Genomic DNA, 13,888 nt, shown 5'->3' with positions numbered 1-13,888 from the left:
CCTTTCAATCTACTTTCGTCTTGAGACACTATAATTATTTTGGGGAATGAAAATTGCTTCTACTAGAAACGCTCGTGTTGTACGAGAATATCAGTTGGATATAGGAAGCGTTCAGGTTTTTGACAACTATATGGTTGCCACCTTCGATGAAGGCGCCACAGTAACATTGGAACGCACTTATCAAATTATCGGAATTTCAGAAATTCATTTTAGGGATAAGGATTTTGGCTATATAAGCCTGCGCAAAAATTCATATGCTGTTGATCCCACTGTTTATAACTATTTACGAGGCATGCAAAACCTTAAAGCCTTTGCCATCGTTTCCAAAAAGGAAATAGATATGCACAACTTTAAGATAGAGAAGCTTTTTTACAAAAAGAACATGGAATTCTTTATTGAATTCGATAATGCTTTAGCATGGGTCAAAAAAAGGTTGAAAAACAGCAAAAAGAAGAATAAGATTTAAGCTTCTTCCTGCTTCCCTCCATTTTCATTTTCTGATGGCCGAAGTAACTCCAAATAAGCCGATCCTATTTCATTAATAATATTCGAGGCCTTTAAAGCTTCATATCCAACTTTTGAGGCACCAATATCACCTGCCAATCCATGAAGATAAACGCCAAAGATAGCTGCCTGTAGAGGTTCATAACCTTGGGCAAGTAGTCCGGTAATCATTCCAGTTAATACATCTCCACTTCCCGCAGTCGCCATGCCAGGGTTTCCCGAAGTGTTCACGTAAACTCTATCACCACTTATAATTAGAGTATGTGCTCCTTTAATAAGGAGAATAACATGATTTTGGCTTGAGAAGATTTTAGCTTTTTCCAATTTATCAAAATCATCGCTCCACTTTCCAATCAATCGTTCCAATTCTTTTGGATGGGGAGTAAGTATGGATAGTTTTGGTACCTCCTTAAGGAGTTCCGGTTGTTTTGCCAGGATATTCAATCCATCGGCATCTATTACCATCGGTTTATCCACCGTTTTCAAGAACGCTCCAAAAGCCTTAATGGTTTTCTCGCTGGTTCCCAATCCCATACCAATCCCAATAGAGGAAGGTTCAAAAGAAGTTTTAATTCCAGTTACTTCATCATCGTCATCATCAGTCAAAACCATAATCTCAGGAATCGCGGTTTGAAGGGATTGATATCCACATTCGGGAACAAATGCTGTAACCAGCCCACTACCTACCGATAAACATGCGTTACTTGCTAGTTGAACTGCACCAATCTTCCCATAACTCCCACCAACAATCAATGCATGTCCATAGGTTCCCTTATGTGAAAATTTGAATCTAGGCCGATACATGGGAAGTACTTCAGGTCGACCTATAAGTTCATAGGAAGCCTCAGTTGTGTTTAAAAACTCAACATCTAAACCAATATCCAAAACCTCCCATTGATTCACATAAATACCAGTTTCCGGAAGAAAAAATACCAACTTCGGTACCTGAAAGCTCAATACATAACTAGCCTCAACAACGTGCTTAGGGTCCCATGGACTTCTGTTCATGGGCAAACCTGAAGGAATGTCTACCGATAACACAAATGCTGACGACGCATTAATATGCGAAATTAGCTTACCTACCCACTCATCAGGTTTTCGGTTTAAACCAATACCAAAAATAGCATCAACGATAATATCATTGGGCGAGATTTCAGGTAAGCATGTTTCCTCATTGATAAATTCAGGCCATATCTTTCTATCCTTTAGCCGCTCAAGATTCAATAAAAAATCTTTGGAGCGTTTTTCGCTATAATTGACCACATATACTTTAATGGTATAGCCATGTTCCTGAAGATGGCGCGCCAGCGCGATACCATCACCCCCATTATTGCCAATTCCGCAAAATAGATGAATGTTCACTTGTGCACTTTGCAATCGGGAATGCATCCATTCAAACAGATTTGTCGCAGCCCTTTCCATGAGTTCGTCGCTGGTTATCTGTTGTTTGGCTATTGTGAATTTATCAGCTTGATAGATTTGTTCGGCAGTAAATATTTTCATTCAACAAGAAAAAATAACAATTGTAACGGATTTCGTAAAAATTTAAGATTCGTTTGAAGAAGCCCTTAAATGTACTACTTTTGACCCTGATTATTGTACTATGCAATTTAAACAAACGGATATCAACCCTTTAGTGATGGAAACTTCTTCATCTATCTTCACGTTGACTACCATCACCCCTTTGGGGTAGTCTATATATTTATTTCCGTCCGTTTATTAAATCCATTTCAACATTTCACAACATAATTTAATCATGAAAGTCCTAAAATTTGGAGGTACTTCAGTAGCCAACCCAGAAAATATAAATCGAGTAAAATCCATTGTCGAAAACACAAAAGCAGATAAGGTAGCCGTTGTGGTATCCGCTTTTGGAGGCATCACGGACATGTTGCTTACCACTTCCGCTTTGGCCTCAAATCAGGACCACGAGTACAAAAATGGCCTATTGGAGGTTGAAGAAAGACACATTTCTGCCATTAAAGAACTCATTCCCGTTCAAAACCAAAGTAGTATTCTGAGCAAGGTAAAAAGTGAGCTCAATGTACTGGAAACTTTGTTGGAAGGTGCTTTTTTGATTGGGGAGTTGACTTCCAAGCTATCCGACAAAATTGTTAGCTATGGCGAATTGCTTTCCTCTTTCATCATAAGCGAGTTTTTTAAATCAGAAGGCCTTGATGCTCAACTTAAAGACAGCAGGGAACTTATTATCACCGATGAAAATTACGGTAAGGCGTCCGTTGACTTTACATTGACAAACAAGAATTGTAATACCTATTTCAAAGAAGGAAAACATAAAATCACCGTGCTACCGGGTTTTGTAGCTTCCAGTTCCAATGGAAATCTTACCACATTGGGTAGGGGTGGCTCCGACTATACAGCGGCCATCATTGCAGCTGCCCAAAATGCGGATGTTTTGGAGATATGGACCGATGTGAGCGGTATGTTCACTGCGAACCCGAAATTGGTGAAACAAGCTAGATGTGTTGAGCGTATCAGCTACGAAGAAGCCATGGAACTTTCACATTTTGGTGCTAAGGTGTTGTACCCTCCAACCGTACAACCGGTGCTCGACAAAGAAATTCCGATAATCATCAAAAATACATTTGCTCCGGAAGACCTAGGGACAACTATTGCCAAAAGCAGCAATGGAAATGGGAAAACAGTCAGGGGAATTAGCCATGTGGGCGGTATTAGCTTGCTCTCTTTGGAAGGACCAGGTATGATAGGAATTCCAGGAATTTCAAAACGTTTTTTTGAAACACTTTCATTGGAGAATATCAGTGTGGTGTTGATTACGCAAGCTTCCTCGGAGCATTCAATTTGTGTTGGAATTTCAGAAGGTGATATGGAAAAAGCCATGGTTGCCGTAAACCAAGCTTTTGAATATGAAATCAGCACCCATAAAATTCAGCCCGTAGTTGTCGAAAAAGACCTCGCCATAATTGCTTTGGTGGGTGACAATATGAAAAGTCATCAAGGTTTAAGCGGTAAAATGTTCAGTACCCTCGGAAAGAACAATGTGAACATAAGGGCCATTGCCCAAGGAGCTTCTGAACGTAATATTTCTGCAGTAATCGCCAAAACAGATGTCAAAAAAGCACTGAACTCCCTGCATGAAAAGTTTTTTGAGGAGAACATAAAACAACTCAACCTTTTTGTAATGGGTGTTGGAAATGTGGGTTCCAAATTTTTGGGACAAATCCAGCAGCAAAACTCCTATCTAAAGGAAGAATTACAGCTTAACGTCAGAGTTATAGGCATCAGTAACTCAAGAACCATGGTTTTTGATGAAAACGGTATTGATCTTAAAAATTGGGAAACCGCTTTAGTAAATGGTGAAAAAGCCAACAAAACAGCATTTTTTGAAAAAGTCAAAAGCCTAAACTTCAGAAACAGTGTTTTTGTGGACAATACAGCGAGCGACGAAGTAGCGCAAAGTTACCCTGATTATCTAAAGAACAGTATTTCCGTTGTGACCTGTAACAAGATTGCTTGTTCTTCAGATTATGTTTTTTACAAGGAGTTGAAAAAATTAGCGAAGAAGTACAATGCCCCCTTCTTATTTGAAACCAATGTCGGTGCAGGACTTCCCATCCTAGATACACTTAAAAATTTGATAGCTTCTGGGGATAAAATCAACAAGATTCAGGCTGTATTATCTGGAAGTTTGAACTTTGTCTTCAACAACTTTAATGATTCGGTAACCTTCCACGATGTGGTAAAGCAAGCCCAGGAAGAAGGCTACACCGAACCGGACCCAACCATCGATTTAAGTGGTATCGATGTCATGCGAAAGATTTTAATCTTGGCGAGGGAAAGTGGCAATGAATTGGACATCGAACAAATTGAAAACGAAGCCTTTTTACCGAAAGAAAGCTTGGAAACCAATTCCAACGAAGCATTTTTTGAATCTTTAGTTAAATACGAATCCGATTTCCAGAACATGTACAAAGAAGCTGCTGATAAGGGCAGTAAACTTAAATATGTGGCCCAATTTGAAAATGGAAAGGCCAAGGTTGGACTTCAACAGATTCCAAAAGGGCATGACTTTTATAATTTGGAAGGAAGCGATAACATCGTACTTTTCTTCACGGAACGTTATCCCAACCAACCCATGATCATAAAAGGTGCTGGAGCTGGTGCAGATGTTACTGCTTCGGGTATCTTTGCGGATATCATCAGAATCGGAAACTTTTAATCATGGAAAAGATAAACGTATTTTGTCCTGCAACGATTGCCAACGTGTCTTGTGGGTTTGATGTGTTAGGATTGGCTTTGGACAGTGTTGGAGACATCATGACTGTCGAAAAGACCAAAAGAAAAGGAATTCATCCAATTACTGTATTAGGTCAGGTTCTGCCTAGTATTCCAAGTAAAAATGTTGCAGGGGTTGCCGGTCAGGCACTTCTTGATTCCTCTGATTATGAGGGAGGTTTTGATATCACAATTCACAAAAAAATAAAGCCAGGAAGTGGAATTGGCAGTAGTGCTGCAAGCTCGGCCGGAGCCGTTTGGGCCATGAATGAGTTATTGGGTAGGCCATTTTCTACCTTGGAATTGGTGCAATTTGCTATGCAAGGCGAAAAGTTAGCTAGTGAAGTAGCTCATGCCGATAATGTAGCTCCCGCTCTTTTTGGTGGTTTTACTTTAGTAAGAAGCTATGAACCGTTGGATATCATTGCTATTCCCACACCTACTGAGCTTTTTGCAACGGTGATACACCCGCAAATTGAGGTAAAGACATCCGATTCTAGGAAAATATTGAAAACCAAGATTACCTTGGAAAAAGGCATACAACAATGGGGCAATGTAGGTGGATTGGTTGCCGGTCTTTTTCAATCGGATTACGATTTGATTGGCCGTTCGCTGCAAGACCACATCGTAGAGCCCATTCGGTCCATATTGATTCCCGGTTTTGATGCCATTAAATCCAACGCCATTAAAGCTGGCGCTTTAGGCGGTGGAATCTCTGGTTCAGGACCTTCTATTTTTGCGTTGAGTAAAGGAGAGGAAACTGCAAAAAAAGTAGCGGAATCCATGCATGAGACCTATCAAAATATTGGAATCCCATTCGACATTCATATATCAAAAGTCAACACCCAAGGTGTAAAAAGATTAAACTAATCTATGAACTTTTACAGTTTAAACGACCATACCATTCAAGCCTCTTTTAGGGAAGCCGTCATTGCTGGAATTGCTCCAGACAAAGGATTATATTTTCCTGAAAGAATCGAACCACTTCCTAAGGAGTTTTTCGATACTATCGAATCGCTTTCAAATCATGAGATTGCCTTTACCGCCATTCAACAATTTGTGGAAGGTGAAATTTCCGATAATGTGCTTAAAAATATTATTGCAGATGTATTGGATTTCGATTTTCCTGTGGTGGAAATTGAGGACAATGTAGCCACGTTGGAACTTTTTCATGGCCCAACCATGGCCTTCAAAGATGTTGGTGCCCGGTTTATGGCCAACTGCCTCGGTTATTTTTCCAAAGGAAACGATACCAACGTTACGGTGCTTGTAGCCACCTCTGGTGATACCGGTGGTGCCGTTGCCAATGGGTTTTTAGGCGTTGATGGTGTAAACGTGGTCATCCTCTACCCTAGTGGAAAAGTAAGCGACATCCAAGAGAAGCAACTGACCACTTTAGGACAAAACATTGTGGCTATGGAAATCAACGGTACCTTTGACGATTGTCAACGTATGGTAAAAACGGCATTTTTAGATCCCGAGATAACCGATTATAGAAAACTGACCTCCGCCAATAGCATCAATATTGCGCGCTGGTTACCGCAGTTGTTCTACTTTTTGTTTGCATACAAGCAAGCAAAATCCAAAGGAAAGGAGATTGTATTTTCTGTTCCTTCTGGCAACTTTGGAAACATTTGTGCTGGAATGGTTGCCCAAAAATTGGGGATGCCCGTAAAGCAATTTGTGGCTTCGACCAATGTGAACGATGTGGTCCCAAAATTCATGGAAAATGGGGTTTATGAGCCCGTACCGTCCAAAGCCACCATTTCCAATGCTATGGATGTGGGTGACCCCAGTAATTTTATCCGAATAAGACATTTATACCAAGATAATTTTGATGAACTGAAGGAGCATCTTTCCTCCTACTCATTCTCTGACGAAACCACAAAAGAGACCATGAAAAAGGTGTATTCCGAATCGGGATATGTTGCCGACCCTCATGGCGCCGTGGGCTATTTGGGGTTGAAGGAATATCAAAAATCCAACCCGGACACCTATGGTATTTTCTTGGAAACTGCACATCCCGTCAAATTTTTGGATGTGGTGGAAGAAACCTTGAATCTAACACCAGAAATTCCACCACAAATTCAAAAAGTGATGGGCAAAGAGAAAAAATCCATCAAAATAGACACCTACGAAGGGTTGAAATCTTATTTATTGGAGAAATAGTTCCTGTCACAACCAGTTAACAAACATTGTTTAAAAGATTAGGAATTTTTAGGTTGTTGCTTTGTGGAATTCAAATAAATTTGCCCCTTAAAATGTAAATGATGAAAAATACTGCTTTGACCGACACTCATATTGCCTTGGGTGCCAAAATGGTTCCCTTTGCCGGGTATAATATGCCGGTTTCTTATGAAGGTGTAAATGTTGAGCACGAAACGGTGCGAAATGCCGTGGGTGTTTTTGACGTTTCCCATATGGGTGAATTTTTGATTGAAGGACCAAATGCTTTGGAACTCATTCAAAAAGTAACTTCCAATGATGCCACAAAGCTAACCGTGGGCAAAGCACAGTATGGATATCTACCCAACGAAACAGGTGGAATTGTTGACGATCTCATCGTTTATCGGATTAAGGAAGAAACCTATTTGTTGGTAGTGAACGCCTCCAACATAGAAAAAGATTGGAACCATATTTCAAAATATAATGAAGCCATTGGGGCAGAAATGAGAAATCTTTCCGAAGGTTACTCGCTTCTCGCCATTCAGGGACCTAAAGCCATGGAGGCCATGCAGTCCTTATCCTCAGTTGACCTTTCGGAAATCAAATTCTACAACTTTGTTGTAGGTGACTTTGCAGGCATTGAGCATGTCATCATCTCCGCGACAGGGTATACCGGTTCAGGAGGGTTTGAAATCTACTGCAAAAACAACGAGGTGCAGCAAGTTTGGGATAAAGTGTTGGAAGCTGGGGCCGATTTTGGAATAAAGCCAATTGGTTTGGCGGCCCGTGACACCCTTCGTTTGGAAATGGGCTATTGCCTTTACGGAAACGATATTGACGATACCACCTCCCCTTTTGCGGCGGGATTGGGTTGGGTGACCAAATTCACCAAGGATTTTGTGAACAGCGAAGCTTTGGCCCAAGAAAAGGAAGAAGGCCCAAAACAAAAATTGGTGGCTTTTCAGTTGGATGAAAAAGGAATTCCAAGGCAGGGTTACGCCATTTTGGATGAAAACGGTAAGGAAATCGGAAAAGTAACCTCAGGAACCATGTCTCCTTCGCTGTCCCAAGGAATTGGATTGGGGTATGTGACCACCGAAAATGCCAAGGTGGATAGCAAAATCTACATCCAAATCAGAAAGAACCAAGTTCCTGCGACTGTTGTAAAATTGCCGTTTTATAAGAAGTAATGCCAAATTTTGAGTCCATTCTTAGCACCATTGCCCAAGAGGTCTCCAATGAGACCGACAAGGGTAGAGTGGCCAGCTATATCCCAGAATTATCTTGTGTAGACCCCAATAAATTTGGGATATCTATTTTGGATAAGGATGGGACAACCTATGCTATGGGGGATTCAAAAGAAAAGTTTTCGATTCAGAGTATTTCTAAAGTATTGGCGCTTTCCATGGCGTATTCCCTTTTGGATGAACGCATATGGGAACGGGTCGGTGTTGAACCTTCGGGTGACCCCTTCAACCATTTGTCCCTGTTGGAAATGGAAAATGGGGTGCCAAGAAACCCCTTGATCAATGCCGGTGCCATAGTGGTATCCGATATTTTGATATCACACCTAAAGCATCCCAAAACTGATTTTCTGGAATATGTTCGAGGAATAGCAGGCGATAATTCCATAGATTATGATGAAAGCGTGGCGGTTTCGGAAAGAAAAACAGGATTCCGAAATTATGCGGCAGCCAACCTTATAAAATCTTTCGACAATCTGAAAAATGATGTGGAGACCGTATTGGATTTTTACTTCCATTGTTGTTCCTTGAGCATGTCATGCGAACAACTGGTAAAGGTTTTTTACATTTTTATGAATCGAGGCAACTGCCTTCAAAACAACAATTATCTTGACCTATCCAAGGTGAAACGTATCAACGCTATTATGCTCACCTGCGGTTTTTATGACGAAGCGGGTGAGTTTGCGTTCGAAGTAGGACTACCGGGAAAAAGTGGGGTTGGTGGTGGAATTGTGGCATTATTGCCCAATGAATTTTGTGTAGTCACCTGGTCCCCTGGACTTAATGAAAAAGGAAATTCCAAGTTAGGTATGATGGCTCTGGAAAAATTAACGACCATGACCGGGTTATCAATATTTTAGTATTTGGAGAAGAAAAAGAAGATACTGATTTTAGGAGCGAGTGGATTTATTGGCAACGCCATTTATAAAGAACTCTGCAACTATTTCAACACCTACGGCACCTATTGCCACACTACCGTTTATAGCGATAATGGACAATTTCTCCAATACGATATGCGGGAAGATGATATTGTTCAGCTGTTGGAACAAGTACGCCCCGATTTTATTATTTCTACTCTTCGCGGGGATTTTGGTGCTCAGGTCCAAGCGCACCAACACATGATGGAATACCTCATTAAAAATGAGACGAAGTTGTATTTTATCTCTTCGGCCAATGTGTTCGATGCTTATAGCAAGTTTCCTTCATATGAATACGATAAAACCCTTTCGGAAAGCATCTTTGGTAGGCTCAAAATAAAGATTGAAAACATGATGATGCGGCTGCCCAAGGAAAAAACCGCGATTCTTCGTGTGCCCATGGTTTTTGGCAACACCTCGCCTAGAGTAAAGGAAATCAAAATGCATTTGGAAGCCAATGAACCTATTGAGGTATTTCCCAACCTCATCATCAACGTGACCAACGATGACCGATTGACCCAACAAATCCATTACCTCATCAATAGGAACAAAACGGGTATTTTCCATTTGGGAAGTAAGGATTTGATTCAGCACGAAGAGTTCATAAAAGAGGTCATTAAACAATTAGGGAACTACCACCCCGTTCTAAAGCGAGTTTTTACCACCAACGAAGACCGCTATTTGGCTGCCCTCCCCAAGCACAACAAACTGCCCAAAAATCTACGGGTAAAATATCAGGAGATTATAGACCACCACCTTCCGGTTGAATAAAAATTGACAATGAACAATGTTCAGTGGACAATAAACAGTTAACAGTTATCAATTTTAAAATCCAATCCAGAAATCCCAAATTCCAAAAATCTGACATCTGCCTTCTCTCTGATTCTAAAAAAAGTCCAAGCTCAAGTTCAATTTTAATTTTCAACTCACCCCCTTCACCTTTTACCCTAGTCCGAAGCTTTTCAGCCGTCGTAGCCTTTCTACTTTGGTAAAGAAGGCTAGCGAAGGACTACCTTAACCCAAACCCCAAAAATCCAACCCTCGAATTCTCCTACAATCGAAATAATCCTTAATTTGGATGTGTGAACAAAGACCTACACCACCTACCCAAATCCAAACAAGAGGAACTGCAGCTTTTGGCCCAATTACTCGGCAGTTACAAAGAAGTTGAAATGGTCATCCTTTTTGGCAGCTACGCCCGGGGCAATTTTACCGAAGACCAATATGTAGAAAAAGGTATTACCTACGAATACCGCAGTGATTTTGATATTTTGGTGGTACTCACCCATGAGGACATGCGCCGAAAATTCAAGATTGAGGACAAAGTAAAAAACGAACTTACCGAGACCGGAAAAGTAAAAACACCCGTTAGCCTAATTTTTCATAGCATAAAGCACCTGAACAAATCCTTGATGGTGGGCAACTACTTTTTTAAGGACATAAAACAAGAGGGCATTGAACTCTACAATTCTGAAAAATTTACCCTGGCCGCACCCAAAAAAATGACCCCGGCACAATACCAACAAAAAGCACAGGAGTATTACGACCAATGGTTTAAAACTGCCAACGGTTTTTATAAACATTACAACTATGCTTTTCGCGACAACGATTTGCACCTAGCCGCATTCAACCTGCACCAAACGGTTGAAAGATATTATACCACCATTCTTTTGGTGTTCACGGACTACCGCCCCAAAGACCATAATTTGGAAACCTTGGGCATAAAAGTGGAGATGTGCGACAGGCGTTTTACCGTTTTCCCAAAAACTACTGATGAAGAAAAGCATCTTTTTGAGCTTTTAAAAAAAGCCTATATCGATGCCCGTTATAAAATGGACGAATACACCATTACCCAGTCCCAACTGGAATATCTGGCCGAAAAAGTGCAGTTGCTAAAACAATTGACCGAGGAGATTTGTTTGGAGAAGGTTAGGGAGATTGGGAAGTAAGTTTGAATTTATAAAAGTATTTTGGCGTGAACAAAAGAGTTTTATTGATTATTCCTTTTTTTATGATATTTAGTTTCTGTAAGAACAAAACCAAGGAGCAAAAGTTCTGGGACTGGTTTTCAAAAAACAATTTGACATATTATAATGAGGTTGAAGGTATTGATACAACAAAACCTCTATTTCAAAGATTAAATGCAGAATTAAAAAAAGTGAATAGCGAACTCACATGGGAATTTAGTCCCATTAAGGACAACGGAATTCGTGAATTCACCGTTTCTGCAGATGGAATAAGAGAGCTTTTTCCTGCGGTCGAGAAATTGGTTCTAGCTGCACCTGAAATTCCTAATTGGAAAATAAATGCTTTTCGACAAAGAATCCCAGGAGAAGATTTAAGAATAGATTTCGGTGAATTTTCAATTTCTTATTCAGACATTTTTTTCAAATATGAGGATGAAGGTGAAAAAATAGGAATTGAGTTATACATTAAGGATTTTGATGGTGAAGGACAGAAACAAAATGCTATTTATATATTGTTAGATGGGTTAATTGGCGAATATGATACGGAAACGGTTATCTCATGGATTGATTGGAAAAAATTAAACGAATTGGAAACAGGGAAGCTTTTTAAGTTTCATGAATTAAGGAATCTGGTAGATCAAAAGAAAGTAGAAAACCATAATTAGCGACAAGTAAGGACAATAATATCTGCTAACTAAAAATTATTGTTGTAAAGGATACCCTATAATAAATGGAAGAAGTCAAAATCGAAGTCTATCATAAAAAAGAGAAGGTAACCACAACCCTTTATGTTGAGCAGCTTTCCGAAAATAAATTCCGTATGATGGACAACGACTTTTGCAATCCACGGTTAACTTTAGGAACTGAATTCGAAACTAAAATAAACTTGGAGCACAAACACGAGGTCATAAAAATTTTGAAGGAATCGGAATTTATAACACGTAGGTTTCGATTAACACCAAACTACAAAGAGTCCGACTATCTCATGCTTGCCAATGAATTGGTGAAAAGAGGCGGCTTTTGGCAAGTTGATCTTGGAAGTTTCGCTACAGTTAATATCCCCAAAGACTTTGAGTTTAATGTAGATCAAATCATTAATGATTTGGATTTGAAGTTAATTGAGATATGAGATAAAAGAGTAGCTAATGATTATTCTTGAAATACTTGGCCGAATTTTTATTGAAATCCTCTGGGAAGGAATTATCTATGGTTTCTTTAATTTGATTGGTAAGGGGTTCTCCAAACTAAAAGAATTAATTACTGGGGTTAAAAAACCAGACAACCCTATTGAGGTTCTGGAGAAAAAATATCTCTACAAAATAATTGAACTTACCGATAATGTGAATTCAAAATTAAAAGTCGGTCAAAGAGGTGCTGTCATGGAAATAATTGATGAAAGTAAAGTGTTTGCCGAGTTTTATGACCAAAAAGGAAACCTTATTGAATGGGATGATGAATTAGCATTTGAAATTGGGATGGAGCAATTCAGGCTTAAAAAATAAAACTCCAATAGTATGGAAAGAATACAAATTCGGTCTACAAATTTTACAGTAAAGGAAATCGAATCTTTAATTGAATCAATGAAAGAAACTAATTATGATTGGATAGCTACTGTAGATTACATCGCTAGCAGTGATCAGGAGAACGCTGATGTTACATTCACCCTTGATGAAAAAGATCTAGGAGAATTTCTTAGTGTAATTCATTTTGGAGGCTATTATTATTGTTTAAACCACTAAATTTTAACATAAAATAAAAACTAAAACAGCCCATAAAATGAAACCACTACTACTTTTCACCCTATTGCTATGTGTCAATTTCAGCATTGGGCAAACCTATCAAGATTCGATTATTGCACATCAAAAGGAGTTGAACGACTTCTATAGCAACGAAGAAAAATCACCCCTTACCCAAAAAGACCTTAAAAAGTTTAAAGGACACGACTTTTTCGGTATTGATGAAAACTTTAAAGTAGTGGCCAAATTTGAACGCGCCGTGGATGCCGTTCCCTTTTTAATGAAAACCTCCACCGACAGATTGCCCACTTATGAGGTTTACGGCGTAGCCACCTTTCAACTCAATGGAAAAACGCTTCAATTGAACATTTACCAGAACCATAGAACCAGAACGATGCCGCAATATAGAAATCATTTGTTTCTGCCCTTTACCGACCTCACCAATGGCGACGAAACCTACGGAGGTGGTAGGTTTATCGATTTGGAAATACCCGAAGGCGACACCATCGTCATTGATTTTAACAAGGCCTATAATCCCTATTGTGCCTATAATAAAAAGTACTCCTGCCCAATTCCACCCAAAGAAAATGATCTGCCGGTGCATATTAATGCAGGGGTTAAGATTTGAATGGATAGCTCAAACAACCCATGAAGCGATTAAGAATCATTGTTTCGGTAAGTATTGGAATTATCCTAGTGATTTCAGTCCTTATTTTATGGTTGCTAAAAACCAATGGCATTACGGAATTTGATGAAGAAAAAAATCAGTATCAACCTCTCGTATCTAAAGAAGATGAAAGAACACCGGAATTCGAAAAAGGTTTAGCTATTTTTTTGAATGATTGCGCAAAATGTCATGTAACAAAGAACAAACTTCATAATTACCTTGATGGAGTCGTCAAGGAATATGGTGAACAATTTGTAGCCATGTTCATAACAAAACAGGACTCTTTAATTGAAAATAAGAATGATCTAGCTATTGCTATAAAGAGAGAATGGGGAAATAATGGCAATAGCCATAATTTTAATTATTCAGATAAAGAACTTAGCAACCTCATCGAATATTTAAAATGAAATCCTCTATGCAAGTTGAAGTT

At 39.4% G+C, this 13,888-nt stretch carries 15 protein-coding genes; 14 read left to right on the top strand and 1 reads right to left on the bottom strand.

Annotated elements, in window-relative coordinates:
• Positions 1–46 precede the first annotated feature (46 nt).
• Positions 47–466 (top strand): STAS/SEC14 domain-containing protein, encoded by a 420-nt coding sequence (locus E4661_RS13535; RefSeq protein WP_136467986.1) that lies wholly within the window; start codon positions 47–49, stop codon positions 464–466.
• On the opposite strand, the gene E4661_RS13530 is transcribed toward E4661_RS13535, so the two are convergent.
• Positions 463–2,007 carry an NAD(P)H-hydrate dehydratase gene (locus tag E4661_RS13530; RefSeq protein WP_136467985.1) on the bottom strand — a complete coding sequence of 515 codons (1,545 nt, stop codon included), beginning with the start codon at positions 2,005–2,007 and terminating at the stop codon, positions 463–465. The two genes, E4661_RS13535 and E4661_RS13530, sit on opposite strands and share 4 nt — an antisense overlap.
• Before the next feature lie 253 nt (positions 2,008–2,260).
• Between E4661_RS13530 and thrA the strand changes: the two genes are divergently transcribed.
• The 13 genes from thrA to E4661_RS13465 all read left to right on the top strand — a co-directional run bounded on the left by thrA (position 2,261) and on the right by E4661_RS13465 (position 13,865).
• Positions 2,261–4,705 (top strand): bifunctional aspartate kinase/homoserine dehydrogenase I, encoded by a 2,445-nt coding sequence (gene thrA, locus E4661_RS13525; RefSeq protein WP_136467984.1) that lies wholly within the window; start codon positions 2,261–2,263, stop codon positions 4,703–4,705.
• A 2-nt stretch (positions 4,706–4,707) separates the two neighbouring features.
• Positions 4,708–5,631, top strand: coding sequence for a homoserine kinase (locus E4661_RS13520; RefSeq protein WP_136467983.1), 924 nt, complete (start codon positions 4,708–4,710; stop codon positions 5,629–5,631).
• 3 nt (positions 5,632–5,634) lie between these two features.
• On the top strand, positions 5,635–6,930 hold the full coding sequence (gene thrC / locus E4661_RS13515; protein WP_136467982.1) for a threonine synthase: 1,296 nt from the start codon (positions 5,635–5,637) through the stop codon (positions 6,928–6,930).
• Between the two features lie 101 nt (positions 6,931–7,031).
• Positions 7,032–8,117, top strand: a complete 1,086-nt coding sequence (gcvT, locus tag E4661_RS13510) for a glycine cleavage system aminomethyltransferase GcvT (protein WP_136468036.1) — start codon at positions 7,032–7,034, stop codon at positions 8,115–8,117.
• A complete protein-coding gene (locus E4661_RS13505; RefSeq protein WP_136467981.1) occupies positions 8,117–9,031 on the top strand; it encodes a glutaminase in 915 nt (304 codons plus the stop codon). Before gcvT ends, E4661_RS13505 begins: the two co-directional genes overlap by 1 nt.
• A 3-nt stretch (positions 9,032–9,034) precedes the next feature.
• Positions 9,035–9,859, top strand: a complete 825-nt coding sequence (locus E4661_RS13500; protein WP_136467980.1) for a sugar nucleotide-binding protein — start codon at positions 9,035–9,037, stop codon at positions 9,857–9,859.
• A gap of 311 nt (positions 9,860–10,170) precedes the next feature.
• Positions 10,171–11,037 carry a HEPN domain-containing protein gene (locus E4661_RS13495; RefSeq protein WP_136467979.1) on the top strand — a complete coding sequence of 289 codons (867 nt, stop codon included), beginning with the start codon at positions 10,171–10,173 and terminating at the stop codon, positions 11,035–11,037.
• 26 nt (positions 11,038–11,063) lie between these two features.
• Positions 11,064–11,720 (top strand): hypothetical protein, encoded by a 657-nt coding sequence (locus E4661_RS13490; RefSeq protein WP_136467978.1) that lies wholly within the window; start codon positions 11,064–11,066, stop codon positions 11,718–11,720.
• 65 nt (positions 11,721–11,785) lie between these two features.
• Entirely contained in the window at positions 11,786–12,184 is a 399-nt protein-coding gene (locus tag E4661_RS13485; protein ID WP_136467977.1) for a hypothetical protein, read from the top strand.
• 16 nt (positions 12,185–12,200) lie between these two features.
• Positions 12,201–12,557 (top strand): hypothetical protein, encoded by a 357-nt coding sequence (locus E4661_RS13480; protein ID WP_136467976.1) that lies wholly within the window; start codon positions 12,201–12,203, stop codon positions 12,555–12,557.
• Positions 12,558–12,569: 12 nt separating this feature from the next.
• On the top strand, positions 12,570–12,794 hold the full coding sequence (locus E4661_RS13475; protein WP_136467975.1) for an ACT domain-containing protein: 225 nt from the start codon (positions 12,570–12,572) through the stop codon (positions 12,792–12,794).
• A 37-nt stretch (positions 12,795–12,831) separates the two neighbouring features.
• Positions 12,832–13,419 (top strand): DUF1684 domain-containing protein, encoded by a 588-nt coding sequence (locus tag E4661_RS13470; protein ID WP_136467974.1) that lies wholly within the window; start codon positions 12,832–12,834, stop codon positions 13,417–13,419.
• Between the two features lie 20 nt (positions 13,420–13,439).
• Positions 13,440–13,865 (top strand): c-type cytochrome, encoded by a 426-nt coding sequence (locus E4661_RS13465; RefSeq protein ID WP_136467973.1) that lies wholly within the window; start codon positions 13,440–13,442, stop codon positions 13,863–13,865.
• The last annotated feature ends 23 nt before the right edge of the window (positions 13,866–13,888 follow it).

The organism is Flagellimonas onchidii, assembly GCF_004804315.1.
Classification (GTDB): Bacteria; Bacteroidota; Bacteroidia; order Flavobacteriales; family Flavobacteriaceae; genus Flagellimonas; species Flagellimonas onchidii.
This window is presented reverse-complemented; position numbering and strand designations above follow the sequence as displayed.

Coding starts and splice junctions, on each gene's coding strand:
- E4661_RS13530 (WP_136467985.1), bottom strand. CDS start 2,007: ATGAAAATATTTACTGCCGAACAAATCTATCAAGCTGATAAATTCACA.
- E4661_RS13535 (WP_136467986.1), top strand. CDS start 47: ATGAAAATTGCTTCTACTAGAAACGCTCGTGTTGTACGAGAATATCAG.
- thrC (WP_136467982.1), top strand. CDS start 5,635: ATGAACTTTTACAGTTTAAACGACCATACCATTCAAGCCTCTTTTAGG.
- E4661_RS13485 (WP_136467977.1), top strand. CDS start 11,786: ATGGAAGAAGTCAAAATCGAAGTCTATCATAAAAAAGAGAAGGTAACC.
- E4661_RS13470 (WP_136467974.1), top strand. CDS start 12,832: ATGAAACCACTACTACTTTTCACCCTATTGCTATGTGTCAATTTCAGC.
- gcvT (WP_136468036.1), top strand. CDS start 7,032: ATGAAAAATACTGCTTTGACCGACACTCATATTGCCTTGGGTGCCAAA.
- E4661_RS13465 (WP_136467973.1), top strand. CDS start 13,440: ATGAAGCGATTAAGAATCATTGTTTCGGTAAGTATTGGAATTATCCTA.
- E4661_RS13480 (WP_136467976.1), top strand. CDS start 12,201: ATGATTATTCTTGAAATACTTGGCCGAATTTTTATTGAAATCCTCTGG.
- E4661_RS13520 (WP_136467983.1), top strand. CDS start 4,708: ATGGAAAAGATAAACGTATTTTGTCCTGCAACGATTGCCAACGTGTCT.
- E4661_RS13505 (WP_136467981.1), top strand. CDS start 8,117: ATGCCAAATTTTGAGTCCATTCTTAGCACCATTGCCCAAGAGGTCTCC.
- E4661_RS13475 (WP_136467975.1), top strand. CDS start 12,570: ATGGAAAGAATACAAATTCGGTCTACAAATTTTACAGTAAAGGAAATC.
- thrA (WP_136467984.1), top strand. CDS start 2,261: ATGAAAGTCCTAAAATTTGGAGGTACTTCAGTAGCCAACCCAGAAAAT.